Origin of the sequence: Methylobacterium sp. WL6 (assembly GCF_008040095.1) — a bacterium.
GTDB lineage: Bacteria > Pseudomonadota > Alphaproteobacteria > Rhizobiales > Beijerinckiaceae > Methylobacterium.
On record NZ_VRVH01000074.1, the window covers coordinates 1 to 18,551 of the forward strand.

At 69.5% G+C, this 18,551-nt stretch carries 17 protein-coding genes and 1 pseudogene; 12 read left to right on the top strand and 6 right to left on the bottom strand.

The features are described 5' to 3' along the window. Window positions 1-60 precede the first annotated feature (60 nt). The 3 genes from def to truA all read left to right on the top strand — a co-directional run bounded on the left by def (window position 61) and on the right by truA (window position 2,417). Window positions 61-576 carry a peptide deformylase gene (gene def / locus FV230_RS12425; protein WP_147842614.1) on the top strand — a complete coding sequence of 172 codons (516 nt, stop codon included), beginning with the start codon at window positions 61-63 and terminating at the stop codon, window positions 574-576. Between the two features lie 13 nt (window positions 577-589). Continuing rightward, window positions 590-1,519, top strand: coding sequence for a methionyl-tRNA formyltransferase (gene fmt, locus FV230_RS12430; protein WP_147842615.1), 930 nt, complete (start codon window positions 590-592; stop codon window positions 1,517-1,519). Between the two features lie 109 nt (window positions 1,520-1,628). After that, window positions 1,629-2,417 (top strand): tRNA pseudouridine(38-40) synthase TruA, encoded by a 789-nt coding sequence (truA, locus tag FV230_RS12435; protein ID WP_147842616.1) that lies wholly within the window; start codon window positions 1,629-1,631, stop codon window positions 2,415-2,417. Here the strand turns inward: truA and dapE are convergent. Next, window positions 2,372-3,568 (bottom strand): succinyl-diaminopimelate desuccinylase, encoded by a 1,197-nt coding sequence (gene dapE / locus FV230_RS12440; RefSeq protein WP_147842617.1) that lies wholly within the window; start codon window positions 3,566-3,568, stop codon window positions 2,372-2,374. The two genes, truA and dapE, sit on opposite strands and share 46 nt — an antisense overlap. A gap of 186 nt (window positions 3,569-3,754) precedes the next feature. Here dapE and FV230_RS12445 point away from each other — a divergent pair, with 186 nt between their 5' ends. Next, window positions 3,755-4,096: a hypothetical protein gene (locus FV230_RS12445; RefSeq protein ID WP_147842618.1), complete on the top strand. Its 342-nt coding sequence runs from the start codon at window positions 3,755-3,757 to the stop codon at window positions 4,094-4,096. Window positions 4,097-4,151: 55 nt separating this feature from the next. Here the strand turns inward: FV230_RS12445 and FV230_RS12450 are convergent, their stop codons facing one another. Together FV230_RS12450 and FV230_RS12455 are read right to left on the bottom strand one after the other, a co-directional pair. Continuing rightward, window positions 4,152-6,470 carry a glycogen debranching N-terminal domain-containing protein gene (locus FV230_RS12450; protein WP_244033002.1) on the bottom strand — a complete coding sequence of 773 codons (2,319 nt, stop codon included), beginning with the start codon at window positions 6,468-6,470 and terminating at the stop codon, window positions 4,152-4,154. 226 nt (window positions 6,471-6,696) lie between these two features. Beyond that, the gene (locus FV230_RS12455) at window positions 6,697-7,830 is read right to left on the bottom strand and encodes a glycosyltransferase family 4 protein (RefSeq protein ID WP_147842619.1); all 1,134 of its coding nucleotides are present in this window, start codon (window positions 7,828-7,830) and stop codon (window positions 6,697-6,699) included. Window positions 7,831-8,410: 580 nt separating this feature from the next. Here FV230_RS12455 and FV230_RS12460 point away from each other — a divergent pair. The 8 genes from FV230_RS12460 (at window position 8,411) to FV230_RS12495 (ending at window position 16,686) form a co-directional block, all read left to right on the top strand. Beyond that, on the top strand, window positions 8,411-10,423 hold the full coding sequence (locus FV230_RS12460; RefSeq protein WP_246694837.1) for a TonB-dependent siderophore receptor: 2,013 nt from the start codon (window positions 8,411-8,413) through the stop codon (window positions 10,421-10,423). Window positions 10,424-10,641: 218 nt separating this feature from the next. After that, entirely contained in the window at window positions 10,642-10,845 is a 204-nt protein-coding gene (gene rpmI, locus FV230_RS12465; RefSeq protein ID WP_018044555.1) for a 50S ribosomal protein L35, read from the top strand. 48 nt (window positions 10,846-10,893) lie between these two features. Next, window positions 10,894-11,271 carry a 50S ribosomal protein L20 gene (rplT, locus tag FV230_RS12470; protein WP_147725894.1) on the top strand — a complete coding sequence of 126 codons (378 nt, stop codon included), beginning with the start codon at window positions 10,894-10,896 and terminating at the stop codon, window positions 11,269-11,271. 140 nt (window positions 11,272-11,411) lie between these two features. After that, the gene (gene pheS, locus FV230_RS12475; RefSeq protein ID WP_147842621.1) at window positions 11,412-12,494 is read left to right on the top strand and encodes a phenylalanine--tRNA ligase subunit alpha; all 1,083 of its coding nucleotides are present in this window, start codon (window positions 11,412-11,414) and stop codon (window positions 12,492-12,494) included. A 41-nt stretch (window positions 12,495-12,535) separates the two neighbouring features. Beyond that, on the top strand, window positions 12,536-12,829 hold the full coding sequence (locus tag FV230_RS12480) for a hypothetical protein (protein WP_147842622.1): 294 nt from the start codon (window positions 12,536-12,538) through the stop codon (window positions 12,827-12,829). 3 nt (window positions 12,830-12,832) lie between these two features. Then, window positions 12,833-13,294: a hypothetical protein gene (locus tag FV230_RS12485; RefSeq protein ID WP_147842623.1), complete on the top strand. Its 462-nt coding sequence runs from the start codon at window positions 12,833-12,835 to the stop codon at window positions 13,292-13,294. Window positions 13,295-13,313: 19 nt separating this feature from the next. After that, complete coding sequence (gene pheT / locus FV230_RS12490) at window positions 13,314-15,734, top strand: phenylalanine--tRNA ligase subunit beta (protein WP_147842624.1); 2,421 nt, start codon at window positions 13,314-13,316, stop codon at window positions 15,732-15,734. A 76-nt stretch (window positions 15,735-15,810) separates the two neighbouring features. After that, window positions 15,811-16,686, top strand: a complete 876-nt coding sequence (locus FV230_RS12495) for a DUF1186 domain-containing protein (protein ID WP_147842625.1) — start codon at window positions 15,811-15,813, stop codon at window positions 16,684-16,686. On the opposite strand, the gene moeB is transcribed toward FV230_RS12495, so the two are convergent. From moeB to FV230_RS30740, 3 genes and pseudogenes are all read right to left on the bottom strand, one after another. Continuing rightward, entirely contained in the window at window positions 16,675-17,460 is a 786-nt protein-coding gene (gene moeB, locus FV230_RS12500; protein WP_147842626.1) for a molybdopterin-synthase adenylyltransferase MoeB, read from the bottom strand. The genes FV230_RS12495 and moeB overlap by 12 nt on opposite strands. Window positions 17,461-17,617: 157 nt before the next feature. Next, window positions 17,618-18,139 carry a translation initiation factor IF-3 gene (infC, locus tag FV230_RS12505; RefSeq protein ID WP_246694838.1) on the bottom strand — a complete coding sequence of 174 codons (522 nt, stop codon included), beginning with the start codon at window positions 18,137-18,139 and terminating at the stop codon, window positions 17,618-17,620. Between the two features lie 257 nt (window positions 18,140-18,396). Beyond that, window positions 18,397-18,551: pseudogene (locus FV230_RS30740) on the bottom strand (glycosyl transferase); the annotation flags it as partial.

An 18,551-nucleotide genomic window follows, 5' to 3' on the forward strand; every position in this document is an offset into this window, starting at 1 on the left:
CCCGCATCCTATTCCGGCGACACGCCCGCCCCGCCACCTGCCCCGTCACCCGGTCGAGCCATGACGATCCGTCCCCTCGTGATCCTGCCCGATGCGCGCCTGCGCCTGCCGTCGGAGCCGGTCGGCCCCGTGACGAAGGAGATCCGCACCCTCGCCGACGACATGCTCGAGACGATGTACGACGCGCCCGGCGTCGGCCTCGCGGCGATCCAGATCGGCGTGACGAAGCGGATGGTGACCATCGACACCTCCAAGGAGGAGGGCGTGCGCAACCCGCAGATCTTCCTCGATCCCGAGATCGTCTGGGCTTCCGAGGAGACGCGGGTCTACGACGAGGGGTGCCTCTCGATCCCGGAGGTCTACGGCGAGGTCACGCGGCCGGACAAGGTGCGGGTGCGGTTCCGCGACCTCGACGGGGGGGTGCAGGAGATCGAGGCGTCCGGCCTGCTCGCCACCTGCATCCAGCACGAGATCGACCACCTCAACGGCGTGTTGTTCATCGATCACCTGTCGAAGCTCAAGCGCGACCGGATCGTGAAGAAGTTCACCAAGGCGGCCAAGCGCGACGCGGCCTGATCGGACACCGGACATGCGCGTTGTCTTCATGGGCACCCCGGATTTCGCGGTGCCGACGCTCGCGCGTCTTTCCGAGGACGGCCACGCCATCGCGGCGGTCTACACTCGCGCGCCGGCGAAGGCCGGGCGCGGCATGGCGCTGCGCCCCTCCCCCGTCCATGCGCTCGCGGACCGGCTCGGCCTGCCGGTCCTGACCCCGTCGACCCTCAAGGACGCCGAGGCCGCCGAGACCTTCGCGCGCCTCCGGGCCGACGTCGCCGTCGTCGTCGCCTACGGCATGCTTCTGCCGCAGGCGATCCTCGACGCGCCGCGCCACGGCTGCCTCAACCTGCACGGCTCGCTGCTGCCGCGCTGGCGCGGGGCGGCGCCGATCCACCGCGCGGTGATGGCGGGCGACGGGATGAGCGGCGTCGGCGTGATGCGGATGGAAGCCGGCCTCGACACCGGGCCGGTGGCGCTGGAAGCCCGCATCCCGATCCGCCCCGGCATGACCACGGGCGACCTGCACGACGCGCTGATGCCGGCGGGCGCCGACCTGATGGCGCAAGCTCTGCAGGAGCTCGACGCCGGCACTCTGACCTTCCGGCCGCAGGCTGAGGACGGCGTGCTCTACGCCAGGAAGATCACCAACGACGAGGCGCGGATCGACTGGGCCCGGGATGCCGACGCGGTCGCGGCGCAGATCAACGGGTTGAGCCCGTTCCCGGGCGCCTACTTCGAGGTGGACCTCGGGAAGGGCGCCGAGCGGGTGAAGGTGCTCCGGGCTCTGCCCGCCACCGGATCGGGCGTCGCCGGAACGCTCCTCGACGCCGACGCCACGGTCGCCTGCGGCTCGGGCGCCGTGCGGATCCTGGAGGTCCGACGCGCCGGGAAGGGCGGCAGCGCCAGCGGCGCGGAGTTCCTGCGCGGGGCGCGGGTGATTGCCGGCGCGCGTTTCGGATGAGGGAAATCGACAACCGCCCGTTCCCTCCACCTTCTGCGGGGGAAGGTACCCTGCGCCGCAGGGGGGGAGGGAAAGGCGCGTCCTCCGCTCACACGCAGAGACGACCCTGATGCCGCGTTACAAGCTCGTCATCGAGTACGACGGCGCGCCCTTCCGCGGTTGGCAGCGGCAGGCCGACGCGCCGAGCGTGCAGGGCGCGATCGAGACGGCGGTGACGCGGTTCTCGGGCGAGACGCAGGGGCTGACCTGCGCCGGGCGCACCGATTCCGGCGTGCATGCGACGCATCAGGTCGCCCATCTCGATCTTGCCAAGGCGTGGCGGACGGACGTGGTGCGCGACGCGCTGAACGCGCATCTGCGCCGGGTGCCGATCTCGATCCTCTCGGCGGAGATCGTCCACGCCGGGTTCAACGCGCGGCATTGGGCGATCCGGCGGCACTATCGCTACCGCATCCTCGACCGGCGCAGCCCGCCGACCTTCACCGGCGGCCAGGTCTGGCACGTGCCCTGGGCGCTCGATGCGGCGGCGATGCACGCGGCCGGTCAGAGCCTGCTCGGCCTGCACGACTTCACCGCCTTCCGCGCCGCCGAGTGCCAGGCCAACAGCCCGGTGCGCACCCTCGACCGCCTCGACGTCACCCGCCGTGCGATGGGATCGATGGTGGAGATCGTGGTCGAGACCCACGCCCGCTCCTTCCTGCACCATCAGGTCCGCAGCATGGTCGGCACGCTGATGCTCGCCGGAAGCGGGCGCCTCGATGCGGCCGGCGTCGCCGACATCCTGGCCTCGCGCGACCGCAGCCGCTGCGGCCCGATGGCGCCCGCCTGCGGGCTGTGCTTCGTCGGCGTGGATTATCCCGCCGAGGGCCCACCCGTCTGGCCCGACGCCGAGAAGTAGGCGTCGAGCATCCGGCTGTAGATCGCCGTCAGCCGGTCGAGGTCGGCGACCGGCACACACTCGTCGACCTGATGCATGGTCTCGCCGACGAGGCCGAACTCGATGACCGGGCAGAAATCCTTGATGAAGCGCGCGTCCGAGGTGCCGCCGGTGGTCGAGAGCTTCGGACGCAGCCCGGTCTCGGCTTCGATCGCGTCGGAGACGAGCGCGACGAAGGCGTCGGGCTGGGTCAGGAAGGCCGGAGAGTTCGAGGGCGCGAGGTCGAGGGCGTAGCGGACCGTGCCGCCGGCGGCCGCGTCGAGGCGGCGGCGGATCTCGGCGGCGAGCGTCTGCGCGTCCCATCCCTCGTTGAAGCGGATGTTGAACACCGCCCGCGCTTCGGCCGGGATGACGTTGGTCGCGGGGTTGCCGACGTCGATCGTCGTGAACTCGAGGTTCGAGGCGTCGAAATGCGCGGTGCCGCCGTCGAGCGGGTCCGCGGCCAGCGCCGAGGCGAGGCGCAGCATGCCCGGGATCGGGTTCTCGGCCCGGTGCGGGTAGGCGACGTGGCCCTGCCGCCCGTGGACGGTGAGCTTGCCGGTGAGCGAGCCGCGCCGCCCGATCTTGATCGTCTCGCCCAGGGTGCTCGGGTTCGTCGGCTCGCCGAGCAGGCAATGGTCGAAGCGCTCGCCCCGGGCCTTCGCCCAGTCGAGCAGCTTGACGGTCCCGTTGACCGCCGGCCCCTCCTCGTCGCCGGTGATCAGGAAGGCGATCGAGCCGGGAAGACCCGGGCCGCGCGCCTGCAGGAACCGGAGCGTGGCGGCGAGCATGCAGGCGATGCCGCCCTTCATGTCCACGGCGCCGCGCCCGTAGAGAACGCCGTCGGCGACCGCGCCCGCGAACGGGCCGCTCCGCCACGCGGCGGCGTCTCCCGGCGGCACCACGTCGGTATGGCCGGCAAACAGCAGGCAGGGCGCGCCGGTGCCGATCCGGGCATAGAGGTTCTCGACGTCCGGCGTGCCGGACTCGGAAAAGACCGGCCGCGAGACGGCAAACCCGGCCGCGGTGAGGATCCGGTCGAGCAGCGCAAGCGCCCCGCCCTCCTCCGGGGTAACCGAGGGGCAGCGCAGCAGCGCCTGCGCCAGGTCGAGCGGGCTCGCCTCGGCGCTCACGCCGACACCTCAACGATCACCGAGGCCTCGCCCGCGGAGCTACCGTGACGGTGTGGATCCGTCGGCGCGATGGCGGAGGACGGCAGCTGCATCTTCAACCCTTCTTGAGAAACCGAGCTTACGACAACCCGGAGCAGGAACAGGCACCGCACCGCAAGGGCCGCGGCAGGATAGGAGCATCGCGGCATGGTTGCGAAGGCGTGGTCCGAGCTCGCCGCTTCCCGCAACCATCTCAGCCTGATGGAGCCTCCGCCGGAGAAGCGATCGGGCGGGGGCCGCCACACGGTGATGATCCCGGCGACGATCACCTGTCCCGACGGGACGACCCATGCCTGCGTGATCCGCGACATGTCGGTCGCGGGCGCGAAGCTCGCGATCTCGCGCCGCTATCGCCTGCCGCCGGGCTTCGCCCTCACCGTGCCCGGGTACGACCATGCCTATCCGGTCGCGCGCAAGTGGCAGCGCGGAGACTTCGCCGGCGTGGTGCTGACGCTTCCGAAGCCCGACGGCGAGCCGCATCCGGAATGATGCGCGGCTGCGCGAGGCGACCGCCGCCTCGCGCTCCGAGACCCACGCGCGGCGGCTACTTCAGCACCGCCACCTGTGCGTCGCCGAGGCGACGCGTGACGCTGACGGTGACGTCGCTGCCGTGGCGTTGGAACCGCAGGTCGACCCGCGAATCGCCCAGGCGCACGTTGTAGAGCGAGACCCCGTCGAGGAACGCCGGCAGGATCGGGTTGCGCAGGCGGACGCGGTTGCGCGCGTGATCGAGCTCCAGCCCGAGGCAGGCCGAGAGGAAGGCGAACGGCGCCGCCGCGGCCCAGGCCTGCGGGCTGCACGCCACCGGGTAGGAGACCGGCCCGCGCTGGCGCCGGCGCATGAAGCCGCAGAACAGCTCCGGCAACCGCTTCTGGTCCTGGTACAAGGCGGTCTCGAACATGCCCTGGAAGATGCGCGCGGCCTCGTGCTTCAGGTCGTAGCGGGCGAGCCCCATCGCGATGATCGCGTTGTCGTGCGGCCAGATCGAGCCGTTGTGGTACGACATCGGGTTGTAGCGCGCCTCGCCGCGGGCGATCGTGCGCACGCCCCAGCCGTTGAAGCCGTCCTTCGACAGCAGCGTCGCCGCCACCTGCGCCGCCCGCTCGGGCTTGGCGATGCCGGTGAACAGGGCGTGGCCCGCATTGGACGAGCGCACGGCGCATTGGCGCTTCTCGCCGTCGAGCGCCAGCGCGTAGGTGCCGATCTCGGCGTTCCAGAACGCGGCGTCGAACTTTTCGCGCAGGTCGTTCGCCTCGAGCGTCAGGCTCTCGGCCATGGCGTCGTGACCGAGCATCGCAGCGAGCTTGGCCATGCCGTTCTTGGCGGCGTAGACGTAGCCCTGGACCTCGCACAGCGCGATCGGGCCCTTGGCCAGATGCCCGTCGGTGTGGAAGATCGAATCGTGGCTGTCCTTCCAGCCCTGGTTCTCCAGCCCCTTGTCGGTGTCGCGGGCGTACTCGACGAAGCCGTCGCCGTCGCGGTCGCCGTACTCGTTCATCCAGGCCAGCGCGAGCTCGAGCGCGGGCCAGATCCGGGTGATGGTCTCGCGGTCGCCGGTGACGGCGTAATAGTCCCAGGCCAACATCACGAAGAGCGGCGTGCCGTCGATGGTGCCGTAATAGTGCCGGAACGGCACCTCGCCGAGCATCGCCATCTCGCCGCGGCGGGTCTCGTGCAGCACCTTGCCCGGCTGCGCGTCGGCGGCCGGATCGACGGTCTTGGCCTGCGTCACCGCGAGGTAGCGCAGCACGCCCTTGGCGAACTTCGGATCGATCCACAGCGCCATCATCGCGGTGATGATGCCGTCGCGCCCGAACACCGTGGAGTACCAGGGGATGCCGGCGAACGGGTAGATGCCCTCGGGCGTCCGGCTCGCCAGCATGTAGAGGTCGGCGGTGGCGCGGCAGGCGGCCTCGTTGAACTGGTCATTCGACGAGATGATCGTGGTGATGCCGGCGGTCAGCTCGCGCAGGTCGCGCCGCGCGTCGCGGTAGGCGCGGGCGAAGACCATGCCTTCGTAGAGGCCCTTCGGCGGCCGCACCGCGGTGCTGCCCGAGGCGAGCGAGAGCGCGGCGGCGGCATCCTCGCCGGTCTTCTCGGCGGACGGCGCGCTGGTGAAGGCGCGATGCGCCTCGCACACCACGCGGACGAACAGCGAGGCACGGCCCTCGGGCGCCAGAGTCACCTCGAAGACGGCACGGCCGGGCTCGAGCAGCTTCGGCTTGGGCCCGAAATGCAGCGCGGTGGTGCGCACGATCTCGTCGAGGCCGACGTAGCGGAACTGCACCTCCTGGTCGCTCGCGACCTGCACCGCGCGCTTGCCGCGGCTGGTGCGCGCCGTGCCGCGGACCTCGAACAGGTCGCGGTAATCGGCATCGAACGTCACTTCGATGCGCAGGGTGCGCTGGCGGGAGTCGTAGGAGCGCAGGCCGATCCGGTCGTAGCAGGCGCCGCGGAACAGGAATTTCGTGCGCTCGATCGCGATGATCTCGCGCGCCAGCGTGATCTCGTCGCCGCCGTCGAGGCGGATGTCGGGGGTCGTCATGTCGACCGAGAGCGCGCCGTTGTCGTCCTGCATCACCGAGGACAGCATCAGGGGGCGCTGGCCCTCGATGGTGAAGTGCAGGCGCGACAGGTAGCGCGTATCCTGAAAGTACAGGCCTTCCGGGCCGGGCTGCACGCCGATGTCGCCGAACGAATCCAGCACGGCGAAGGCCTCGCCGAACTTGAGCGAGCGCAGCGGCCGGTCCACCAGCGAGGTCTGCGCCTCGATGTGGTACTGCGGAAGCACCTCGTCGGCATCCTGGAAGCCGCGCGGAATCTTCTGCTGCGCCTCGCTGCCGGGCTGCGCCTTTGCCGTCATCGTGTCCGCCATGCGTGACCTGCTCCGCGCATCCTGGAATGCGAATCGAAAGGGCCGCCGGATCGCGCCTTTGCGATGCGGCGGCCCTGGTGACCGTCTGATTGAGCCGTTTGTACGACGGGGCGAGGACGGAGAAAACCCTGCCCGCGCCGCTTCGACGGCCCTTGGGCGGCCCTTGCAAGCCGAGTGCCGGATGCGGCGGCGGGCGAGGCCCGCCGCGACCGGATCAGGCCGGCATCGCGGCGATCGAGATCGCCGGGCGGGCCGAGCCGTTCATCTCGCCGTAATGCGGGGCGAAGGCGGAGGCGGTCGGCAGGGCGATCACCGACTCGCGGACGGCGAGCAGTTCCTCGTAGGCCGCGACGTACTTCTTGACCATGCACTCGGCGGTGAACGCGGTCTCGAAGTGGCGGCGGACGCCGGCGCGGCTCATGGTCTTGACCTTGGCCACCGCGGCGACCGCGTCGTCCATCGTCTCGCACAGCACGCCGCTGACGCCGTCGGCGATCACCTCCGGCACGGAGCCGTTGCGGAAGGCGATCACCGGGGTACCGGCCGACATCGCCTCGATCATCACCAGGCCGAAGGGCTCCGGCCAGTCGATCGGGAAGGCGAGCGCCAGGGCGTTGCCGAGGAATTCCTTCTTCTGCTCCTCGTTGATCTCGCCGATATACTCGATCAGCGGGTGGTGGATCATCGGCTCGATGACCTCGTCCCAGTAATCCTGATCGGCCTTGTCGACCTTGGCGGCGATCTTCAGCGGCGTGCCGGAGCGGATCGCCATCTCGATGGCGCGGTCCGGGCGCTTCTCCGGCGAGATGCGGCCGAGGAAAGCGAGGTAGCCGCCCTTGGCCTCGGGGGAATACGGGCAGTTCTGGGCCGGCAGGCCGTGATGGATCGTCGACAGCCAGTTGACGTTCGGCGGCATCGGCTCGCGCTGGTTGTCGGAGATCGACACCAGCGGCATCCCGGTGAAGGTCTTGTAGACGGGCATGAAGTCCGGCACGTCGAGGCGGCCGTGCATCGTGGTGATGCACTTGTGGTTCAGATCCTCGAACATGGGATACTGCAGCAGATCGATGTGAAAATGCAGGATGTCGAACTCGTGCGCCCGACGATGAACCTGGTGCAGCATCGCGAGATGGCTCGCGGTATGATCGCGATAGCCCAGAAGACGCAGACCTTCGGGCGTGCAGGCCGCGAGCTTGGCGGACGTCTCGGAATCGCCGCTCGCGAACAAGGTGACGTCGTGGCCCTGGCGGACCAGTTCTTCGGTGATCCAGCTGACGACGCGCTCTGTGCCGCCGTAGAACTTGGGCGGTACGGCTTCCGAGAGCGGGGCGATCTGGGCAATGCGCACGAAAGGTCTCCTGAGTAGCCTGCGTTTCGGGGATCTAACCCGACCCGGGCTGAGTGGGACATGAACGAAACCCACGGCCAAGGTTATGGTTCCTTGTGCGGTGCAAAGGCAGCGCTTCGTCGTCTTCACCGGGACTTGTCCCCGGTATCCTCGACGACCGGTCGGCCCGCGATGCCCGATCGAGCCGCGAGCCCCGTGGACCGGGACGCCGGCGGACATGGCGATCCGCGGCGCGCACAAGAATCGAAATCGTAACGAGCAGCTTTAAAGTATTACAAATCGATGTTGTGGCCTTTCGGCGACGCCTCCGAAAGGATCATATCCGCCGGTCGCTTTCCGCGTTGAGATCATTGCAAGCACCGCACGCCATCGCTCAAGGATTGCGCGGAGCCGATCGGCTTCGAATATCCAAGCGCGAGCGAAAACCATGGTCGGTGATGGTGGAGATGCGAGACGGCCCCATCATGAAACCATCGGTTGCTTTCTCGCCGCGGTGGCCGGCCTGCTGGCGGGTGTCGCATCCCCGGTCCCAGCACTGGCCGGCCCGGCCACGGACGAGGTCGTCCTGTCCGAGCTGAGCGTGACCGGCACGGGCGGCGAGCGGGCGGGCGGACCGGTGGTCGGCTATCGCGCCACGCGCTCGGCGACGGCCACGCGCACCGACACGGCGCTGGCCGACACGCCGCAATCCGTCCAGGTGGTGCCGCGCGACGTGTTGGTGGATCAGCAGGACGTTCGGCTCGGCGACGCGCTGCAGAACGTCAGCAACGTGCAGCCGGGCGGCACCCTGCAGGGGCGGAGCGAGACCTTCATCATCCGCGGCTTCGCCACGCAGACCTACGCCATCGACGGCATCCTGCTGAACCAGGCGAGCAACTTCTACACCGTCCAGCGCGACCTCGCCGACGTGGAGCGCATCGAGGTGCTGAAGGGACCGGCCTCGGTGCTGTACGGCCGCGGCGAGCCCGGCGGCCTGATCAACATCGTCACCCGGCAGCCGACGCTCGTCCCGTCCGGCGACCTCAGCATCCAGGGCGGCAGCTTCGGCTTCCGGCGCGTGCAGGGCTCGGTGTCGAGCGCCATCCCGGGCGTCGAGGGCCTGGCGGCCCGCATCAGCTTCGCGGGACAGTCCGACCCGACCTTCCGCAACTACGGCGATCGCGACAATGCCCGCACCTTCGCGGCGCCGGCCTTCGCCTGGAACCCGTCTCCCGACACCCGCGTGTCGTTCGTCGGCGAGTTCACCCGCACCGACACCCAGTACGACGAGGGACTGATCGCCCGGAACGGACGCGTCCTCCTCGACGACATCGGCCGCTACTACGGCGAGCCCTTCAGCCGCTACAACGCCACGGCGAATTTCGGCGTGCTCCGCATCGAGCACGACGTGAACGAGTCCATCACCCTACGCGAGGTCTTCAGCGCCCAGGGCGGCGCCTTCGATCTCGTCGCGACCCGTGCGACGGGCCTGACCGACAACAACAGGACCGTGTCACGGCGCGAGACTGCGGTCCGCTCGGCCTATGCCTCGATCGACAGCCAGACCGAGATGGTCGCGAAGTTCGACCTGTTCGGGCTGCGCAACACCGTGCTGGTCGGGTTCGAGTACACCGACGGCTTTCGCCATTCCTACACGACGCAGAGCACCGGCTATCCGTCGGTCAGCTTCCTCACGCCGACCTTCGGCTCGCCCATCGTCGGCACGGCGCTGCAGGGCGACCTCCGCCAGAGTAGCGAACTCTACGGCCTCTACCTTCAGGATCAGGTCGACCTCGGCTACGGCCTGCAGGTGCTGATCGGGGTCCGCTACGACACCGGAACGCAGTTCTACTTCAACCGGACGCCGACCTCGCGCACGATCCCGCCGAACCTGGCGTTGTCCGGGACCTCGCCGCGGGTCGGCCTCGTCTACCGGCCGTTCGATCCGCTGACGCTCTATGCGAGCTACACGACGTCGTTCAAGCCGCAGACCGCCAACGTCCTCAACGTCTCGAACCCGACGCCCGAGACCGGGGACCAGGTCGAGGTCGGAAGCCGCCTCGACCTTACGCCGGACCTGACCCTGAGCGCGGCCGCCTTCCGCATCACCCGCCAGAACGTGGCCGCCGCCGACCCCGTCAACACCGGCTTCTCGGTGATCACCGGCGAGCAGCGCTCGCAGGGCGTCGAGGCGGATCTGGCCGGCCAGATTCTGCCGGGCTGGAAGGTCATTGGCAGCGTCGGCTACCTCGACGCGCGGATCACCAAGGATGACGTCTACGTCGTCGGGAACCGCCTGATCGGCGTGCCGAGCTTCAGCACCAGCCTGTGGTCGACCTACCAGTTCCAGGAGGGCCCGTTGCGCGGCTGGACCGTCGGCGGCGGCATCACCTATGTCGGGCGGCGCACCGGCGACCTGAACAACAGCTACTCCGTCGGCGGCTTTGCGCGCCTCGACGCGGCCGTGTTCTACGATATCGACGAGCACGCCCGCTTCTCGCTGAATGCCCGCAACCTCACCGACCGGCGCTACATCGAGCAGCCGTTCAACCAGTTCAACAACGCCCCGGGCGCGCCGCTCTCGGTGCTCGCCACGATCACGGCCAAGCTGTGAGCCGAGCCCCGGACGCGTCGCTCGGGACGGCGGGGCCGATCGGGCATCCGCGAAGGCATTGAAGCGGCGCGCGGTTTCTGCCATAAGCCGCCCCGCGTGGAACCGCCCGGCCGGTTAGGGCTGCCGTGGCGGTTCATGCTGCTCCACCAGAAGCATCCATCGAGCGCACCCCTCCGGCCATCGTCGGACGGCTGGGGTTTCGCGCAGCGGAGAGCCAAATGCCCAAGCTGAAGACCAAATCGGGCGCGAAGAAGCGCTTCAAGATCACCGGGACCGGCAAGGTCATGTACGCCCAGGCCGGCAAGCGCCACGGGATGATCAAGCGGACGACGAAGCAGATCCGCAACCTGCGCGGCACCACCACCCTGTTCGAGGGCGATGCCGCCAACGTGAAGAAGTACTTCCTGCCCAACAGCCGGTAAGCGCTTCACGACCGCCGAGACTGCTTTTTTCGATCCAGGAGATACACCATGGCCCGCGTCAAACGCGGCGTGACCAGTCACGCCAAGCACAAGAAAGTCCTCAAGGCCGCCCGTGGCTATTACGGCCGGCGCAAGAACACGATCCGCATCGCCAAGCAGGCGGTCGAGAAGGGCATGCAGTATGCCTACCGCGACCGCAAGAACAAGAAGCGCACGTTCCGCGCCCTCTGGATCCAGCGCCTGAACGCTGCCGTCCGCGAGCACGGCCTGACCTATTCGCGCTTCATCGACGGCCTGGCGAAGTCCGGCATCGCGGTCGACCGCAAGGCGCTGTCCGACCTCGCGATCCACGAGCCGGCGAGCTTCGCCGTCGTGGTCGAGAAGGCCAAGGCCGCCCTGCCCGCTCAGTCCGCCAAGGCCGCCTGAGCCTCATCCGAGCGACAAACCGGCGAAAGGCGCGGGGCTCCCTCGGGGAGCGCCGCGCCTTCGTCATGTTCGCACACCCTGTGACCACGAGCCTGCGCGCCGACGGCGCCGGGCGGTGAACCGCACGCGACGGGACAGCGATGACCGATCTCGACACCCTCGAACGCGATCTGCTCGCCCAGGTCGCGGCCGCCGTCGACGAGGCGTCGCTCGAGGCCCTGCGCGTCGCGGCGCTCGGCAAGAAGGGCAGCGTCTCCGAGTTGCTGAAGACGCTGGGCGCGATGAGCCCGGAGGAGCGCAAGCAGCGCGGCCCGCTCATCAACGGCCTGCGCGACCGGGTGCAGGGCGCGATCGCCCAGCGCCGCGACGCGCTCGCCGAGGCGGCCCTCGAAGCGCGGCTCGCGGCCGAGCGCATCGACGTGACCCTGCCGCTGCGCGAGGCGCCCGAGTCCCGCGGCCGCATCCACCCGATCAGCCAGGTCATCGACGAGATCACCGCGATCTTCGCCGACATGGGGTTCTCGGTCGCCGAAGGCCCGGACATCGAGACCGACGAGCTGAACTTCACCGCGCTGAACTTCCCGCCCGGGCATCCGGCGCGGGAGATGCACGACACCTTCTTCCTAGCGCCCGACGCCGAGGGCAAGCGCAAGGTGCTGCGCACGCACACCTCGCCGGTCCAGATCCGCACCATGCGGTCGCAGACGCCGCCGATCCGGGTGATCATCCCGGGCCGGACCTACCGGCACGATTCCGACCAGACCCACACGCCGATGTTCCATCAGGTCGAGGGGCTGGTGATCGACAAGGCGGCCAACATCGCCAACCTGAAATGGGTGCTCGAGGCGTTCTGCAAGGCGTTCTTCGAGGTCGACGCCGTCAAGATGCGCTTCCGACCCTCGTTCTTCCCCTTCACCGAGCCCTCGGCGGAGGTCGACATCCAGTGCTCGCGCAAGGGCGGCGAGATCCGCTTCGGCGAGGGCGCCGACTGGCTCGAGATCCTCGGCTGCGGCATGGTGCACCCGAACGTGCTGCGGAATTGCGGCCTCGACCCGAGCGAGGTCCAGGGCTTCGCCTTCGGCGTCGGCATCGACCGCATCGCCATGCTCAAGTACGGCATGCCGGACCTGCGGCCGTTCTTCGAGGCCGACCTGCGCTGGATCGAGCATTACGGCTTCCGCCCGCTCGACGTGCCGAGCCTGATCGGCGGCCTGACGGGGTAAGATACAAAGACGGTGCGCCGATCGCTTGACAGGAGTCCCGCATGACCAACGCCGAAATAAAGGCAATCGCCCATCGCGTGCTCCAGTCGAGCTTGGCCAGTCGAGGCCTCGACCGGATCGAGGTTCGCGTCGAGTCCGACGACGTGGACGAACCGAAACTTTTCGTCGATGCCTCCATGAAGCCGGAGGCCGGCTCACTTGGCGGCGGGGTCACGTCCGGCGCCCTCCATGCCTTGAGCACCGCGCTGCTCGAGGCCGGGGAAATGCGTTTTCCCTATCTCAGGCTTCGATACCCCGATGAGGATGTTGCGGACGCTGGCGCTTCGAGAGGCTAGCGAATGCATCAAGAGCTTCTTGAGATCGCCCTCGAACTAGCTAGACGTGGCGGGGGACGCCCGCGCAAGAAGTCTTTGGCGCGCGCCGTCTCGACGGCTTACTATGCCTTGTTTCATGCCCTTGCCGAGTTTTGTGGACGGGAACTTGTCGGAGCGTGGACTCCGTGGGCGCCTTTCCGTCAAGTCTATCGATCCCTGGATCACGGTCAGGCGCGAAAAGTCTTCGAAAGCTTTCGGACGAACGCCGACGCCAGCGATGGCTTGAAGCGAATCGGGGAGTCGTTTCGCGTCCTGCAGAAGCTCAGGCACGATGCCGACTACGATCCCGGATTTCGGACGGCGCGCCGAGAAGTCGAAGATTTAATCGACCAAGCGCGGGAAGCCATCGCGTTGTTGGAACAGCTGGGCACTGTCGAGCGAAAATTCCTCGCGGTTCGCTTGATCGGCCGCACGCGTACGTCTTGAAAGAGTTCGGGCAGCATCGATGAAATTCACCCTCTCCTGGCTCAAGGACCACCTCGACACCGAGGCGTCCCTCGACGTGATCGCCGAGACGCTCACCCGCATCGGGCTCGAGGTCGAGGGCATCGAGGACAAGGCGGCGGCGCTGAAGCCCTACGTGGTGGCGAAGATCCTCACCGCCGAGCAGCATCCCAACGCCGACCGGCTCAGGGTCTGCAGCGTCGACGCCGGGGACGGGCAGCCGCTCCAGGTGGTCTGCGGCGCGCCGAACGCGCGCGCCGGCCTGCTCAGCGTGTTCGCGCCGCCGGGCACCTACGTGCCGGGCAAGAACATGACCCTCTCGGTGGGCAACATCCGCGGCGTCGAGAGCCGCGGCATGCTGTGCTCGGGGGCCGAGCTCGGCCTCGGGGACGACCACGACGGCATCCTCGAGCTGCCGGCCGACGCGCCGGTGGGCACGCCCTACGCGCTGTGGGCCGGGCTCGACGATCCGGTGATCGAGATCAACCTGACGCCGAACCGCCCGGACTGCGCCTCGGTCCACGGCATCGCCCGCGACCTCGCCGCCACCGGCATCGGTGCCCTGAAGCCCCTGGCCGAGCCGCGGATCCGCGGCGAAGACCCCTGCCCGGTCGCCGTCGCGCTCGACATTCCCGAGGCGGCGCGCGACCTCGCCCCGCACTTCGCCCTCCGCCGCGTGCGCGGCGTGCGCAACGGGTCCTCGCCGGACTGGATGCAGGCGCGGCTGCGTGCGATCGGCCTTCGCCCGATCAACGCGCTGGTCGACATCACCAACTACATGACCTTCGACCAGGGCCGGCCGCTGCACGTGTTCGACGCCGCCAAGGTGGCCGGCGGCCTGACCGTCCGGCTCGCCCGCGAGGGCGAGACCCTGAAGGGCCTCGATGGGCGCGAGCACGCGCTCGGCGGCGAGATGGTCGTCATCGCCGACGACAACGGCGTCGAATCCATCGCCGGCATCATCGGCGGGGCGGCCTCGGGCTGCGACGCCTCCACCACCGACGTGCTGATCGAATCGGCGCTGTGGAACCCGGCCAACATCGCGCAGACCGGACGGCGGCTCGGCGTGATCACCGATGCGCGCTACCGCTTCGAGCGCGGCGTCGACCCGGCCTCGACGCTGCCCGGGCTCGACCGCGCGACGCAGCTCGTCCTCGACCTCTGCGGCGGGATCCCGTCCGAGGCGACGATCGCCGGCGCAATGCCCGAGACCGACCGCGTCGTCGACTTCCCCTGGACCGAAGTGCGGCGTCTGGCCGGGATCGAGCTGTCCCGCGCCGAGATGACCGTCACGTTGGAGGCGCTCGGCTTCCAGGTCTCCGGCACCGGCGACCGGGCGAAGGTGCTGCCGCCGTTGTGGCGGCCCGACATCGAGGGCGAGGCCGACCTCGTCGAGGAGATCATCCGCATCGCGGGCCTCGACCGGATCGAGCCGAAGCCGCTGGCGCCGCTGGCCGGCCTCGCGCGCCCGACGCTGACGCTGATCCAGAAGCGCACCCGCCGCGCCAAGCGCGCGCTGGCGAGCCGCGGCCTGATGGAAGCGGTGACGTGGTCGTTCATCCCGCACGACGACGCGGTGCTGTTCGGCGGCGGCGGCGCCGACCTGGTGCTGGCCAACCCGATCGCCTCGGAACTCTCCGACATGCGGCCGAGCCTGGTGCCGGGCCTGCTGCGCGCGGCGCAGCGCAACGCCGACCGCGGCTATCCCGATGCCGCCCTGTTCGAGGTCGGGCAGTGCTTCGCCGACGACACGCCGGAGGGACAGACCATCCGCGCCGCGGCCGTGCGCCGGGGAACGGCCAACCTCGCGGGCGGCGGGCGCCACTGGGACGGCACCGCGCCGACCGTGGACGCCTTCCAGGCCAAGGCCGACGCGATGGCGATGCTGGCCGCCCTCGGCGTTCCGACGGGCGGGCTCCAGGTCGTGGCGGGCGGCCCGGACTGGCTGCATCCCGGCCGCTCGGGCACGCTCCAGTTCGGCCCGAAGAACCCGGCCGGCTTCTTCGGCGAGGTGCATCCGCGGGTGATGAAGGCGCTGGATCTCAAGGGCACCCTGGTGGCGTTCGAGATCGTCCTCGACGCGATCCCGGCCCCGAAGCTGAAGCCGACCAAGACCAAGGGCGCGGCGACGCTCTCGGACTTCCAGCCGCTGTCGCGCGACTTCGCCTTCGTCGTCCGCCGCGACGTCGCCGCCGGCGAGATCGTAAAGGCGGCGGCCGGCGCCGAGCGCAAGCTCGTCACCGGCGTCGACGTGTTCGACGTCTACGAGGGCACCGGCATCCCGGACGGCTCGAAATCGGTGGCGATCGCGGTGCGGCTGCAGCCGCTGGAGCGGACGCTGACCGACGCGGAGATCGAGGCGGTGAGCGCCCGGATCGTCGCCGAGGTCGGCCGCAAGACCGGCGCGACGTTGCGCGGCTGAACCCCGCGCCCCGACGACCATACCGGCGCGCGACCTGCACGCGACGCGATCGGCACGCAACGAGGGCGACCAGACCATGACCGACGCCGAAGCGCTCAGCCAGGCACTGTCCCTTGCCGAGACCCTGCCCGAGCCGCTGCTGCGTCGCGCCCTGGCCGAGCCGGATCTCGTCGCGGACGAGACCCTTCGCCTCCTCGCGGGGGCGGCCGAGGGCGCCGAGCTGACGCCGGAGCAGGAGAACCTGCTGTTCTGGGGGCTGCACGTGCTCGCCCATGCCCGCGATCCGCGGCTGCTCGCCCCGCTCCTGCGCTTCCTGCGCCAGGACGAGGAGAGCGTGGACGCGGTGCTCGGCGACGCCGTCACCACGACGCTCGCCCGCATGATCGCGAGCCTGTTCGACGGGCGGACCGACGGGATCTTCGCGCTGATCCACGACAGCACGGTCGACGATGCGGTACGCCAGGCGCTGCTGTCCGCCTGCGTCTTCCTGGCGATCGAGGGTCGGATTCCGCGCCAGACCCTGCGCGACCTGCTGGTCCGCTTCGACGACGCGAAGGCCGCCGTCGAGGAGGCGGCCGGCTGGATCGCCTGGGAGGAGGCGATCGCCTATCTCGGCCTGCGCGAGCTCGCCCCGCGGGCCGAGGCGGCCCGGCGCGACAAGCGCATCACCGACGAGTTCAGCGATGCCGCGTGGTTCAAGGAGACCCTGCGCGAGGCCGAGCCCAAGCCCAACGACCGGTCGCGCCTCGACGCGTGGAACCACGGCTACCTCGACGACCCGATCGTTCAGCTCGCTTGGACCAAGGCCGGCTACGGCCTGCCGACGGTCAACCCGTTCAAGGACGTCGGCCGCAACGATCCCTGCCCGTGCGGCAGCGGCAGGAAGTTCAAGAAGTGCTGCCTCGGCAAGGTGGATGCCGAAGCGGAATGGACCCCGCCATCAGGCTTGTGACGGCACCGCGCCGCTGAGCGGGTTCGCCTCGTCCCAGGCGTAGCCCAAGGTCTCGAACCGCATCGCGCGGGCATCGACCATCAGCAGCCGCCCGACCAGCGGCTCGCCGAAGCCGGTCACCGCGCGGATCACCTCCATCGCCATCAGCGAGCCCATCACGCCGGCGAGCGCCCCGAGCAGGCCGGCTTCCGCGCAGGGCGGCACGGTGCCGGGCGGCGGCGGGTTCGGGAACAGGCAGCGGTAGGTCGGGTTCGGGGCGCCGTCCGGCCCGGTCTCGTGGGCGCGGATCGTCGTCAGCGTGCCGTCGAAACGGCCGAGGGCGGCGGTGACCAAGGGGCGGCGCGCCCGGTAGCAGGCGTCGGACACGGCGTAGCGGGTCGCGAAGTTGTCCGAGCCGTCGGCGACGACGTCGTACGCGGCGGCCAAGGCTTCGGCGGATGCGGCATCGATCCGGATCGGATGGGCGACCACCGTCACGTTCGGGTTGAGGCGGGCGACGGCGTCCGCGGCGCTCTCGACCTTCGGGCGGCCGAGATCCGGTGTGCCGTGGATGATCTGGCGCTGCAGGTTCGAGAGCGAGACCGTGTCGTCGTCGACGATGCCGATCGTGCCGATGCCGGCGGCGGCCAGGTACTGGATCAGCGGGGCGCCGAGCCCGCCGGCACCGATCACGAGCACGCGCGCCGCCTTCAGCCTGCCCTGCCCGGGGCCGCCGATCTCCGGCAGCACGAGGTGGCGGGCGTAGCGTTCGATCTCGTCGGATGTCAGGGCCATGCGCAGCAGATAATCCGCGCGACCGGCCGGTGAAAGCGCGACGGCCCGTGAAAGGCGCATGGTGTCCGATGAACGGCGACGCGCGACCGCATCATGAAAAACGCCGCCTCGCGGAGCGAGACGGCGTTTTGGAATTCCACGGGCCTCGGCGGAGCGATCAGCGCGGCGCCAGGATCATGATCATCTGGCGGCCTTCGAGCATCGGCTCGCTTTCCACCTTGGCGATCTCGGCGGTCTCGGTCTTCACCCGCTCGAGCAGGCGTAGGCCGATATCCTGGTGCGCCATCTCGCGGCCGCGGAAGCGCAGGGTCAACTTGACCTTGTCGCCCTCCTCGAAGAAGCGCTGCACCGACTTCATCTTGGTGTCGTAGTCGTGCTTGTCGATGCCGGGGCGGAGCTTGATCTCCTTGACCTCGACCGTCTTCTGCCGCTTGCGGGCCTCGTTCTGCTTCTTCTGTTCGTTGAAGCGGAAGCGGCCGTAATCGAGCAGCTTGCAGACGGGAGGAACGGAGTTCGGTGCGATCTCGACGAGGTCGAGGCCGGCCTCTTCGGCCAGGGCCAGAGCATCGAAGAAGGCGACGACGCCCCGGTTCTGGCCGGTGTCGTCGATGAGCTGCACTTCGCGCACGCCGCGGATATCCCGGTTGGCGCGAGGCCCGTCCTTCTGCGGGGCCGGCATGGCTCTCATGGGTCTACGAATGGCGGTGTTCTCCTGATGCAACGACGAAACGGCGGCCCCTGGCATCCCGTTCCAGGCTGCCCAGACCACCGATCGCTCCGGCCTATCCCGGACAGCTTACCTTGGCCGAACCGTGCGGCAAGTCAACACATGCCGCCGTCTCGACGCATAACGATACCGGCTCCCGCGATGCGAAAACCTTTTCCCCGATGTGAAGCTTGCGGGCCAAAAGAACAAGCCCCCATCGCGACGCGGGGTCAGGCGGGCTCCGACCGGCCGAGCAGCTTGGCGTAGATCGCCAGCGTGTCGCCGACCATGCGCTCCAGGGAGAAGTTCGCCTCCACATGGGCGCGCTCGCGGCGGGCCAGCGCGTCGCGCGCGCTGGCGCCGAGCGAAAGCGCCTCCGCGAGTG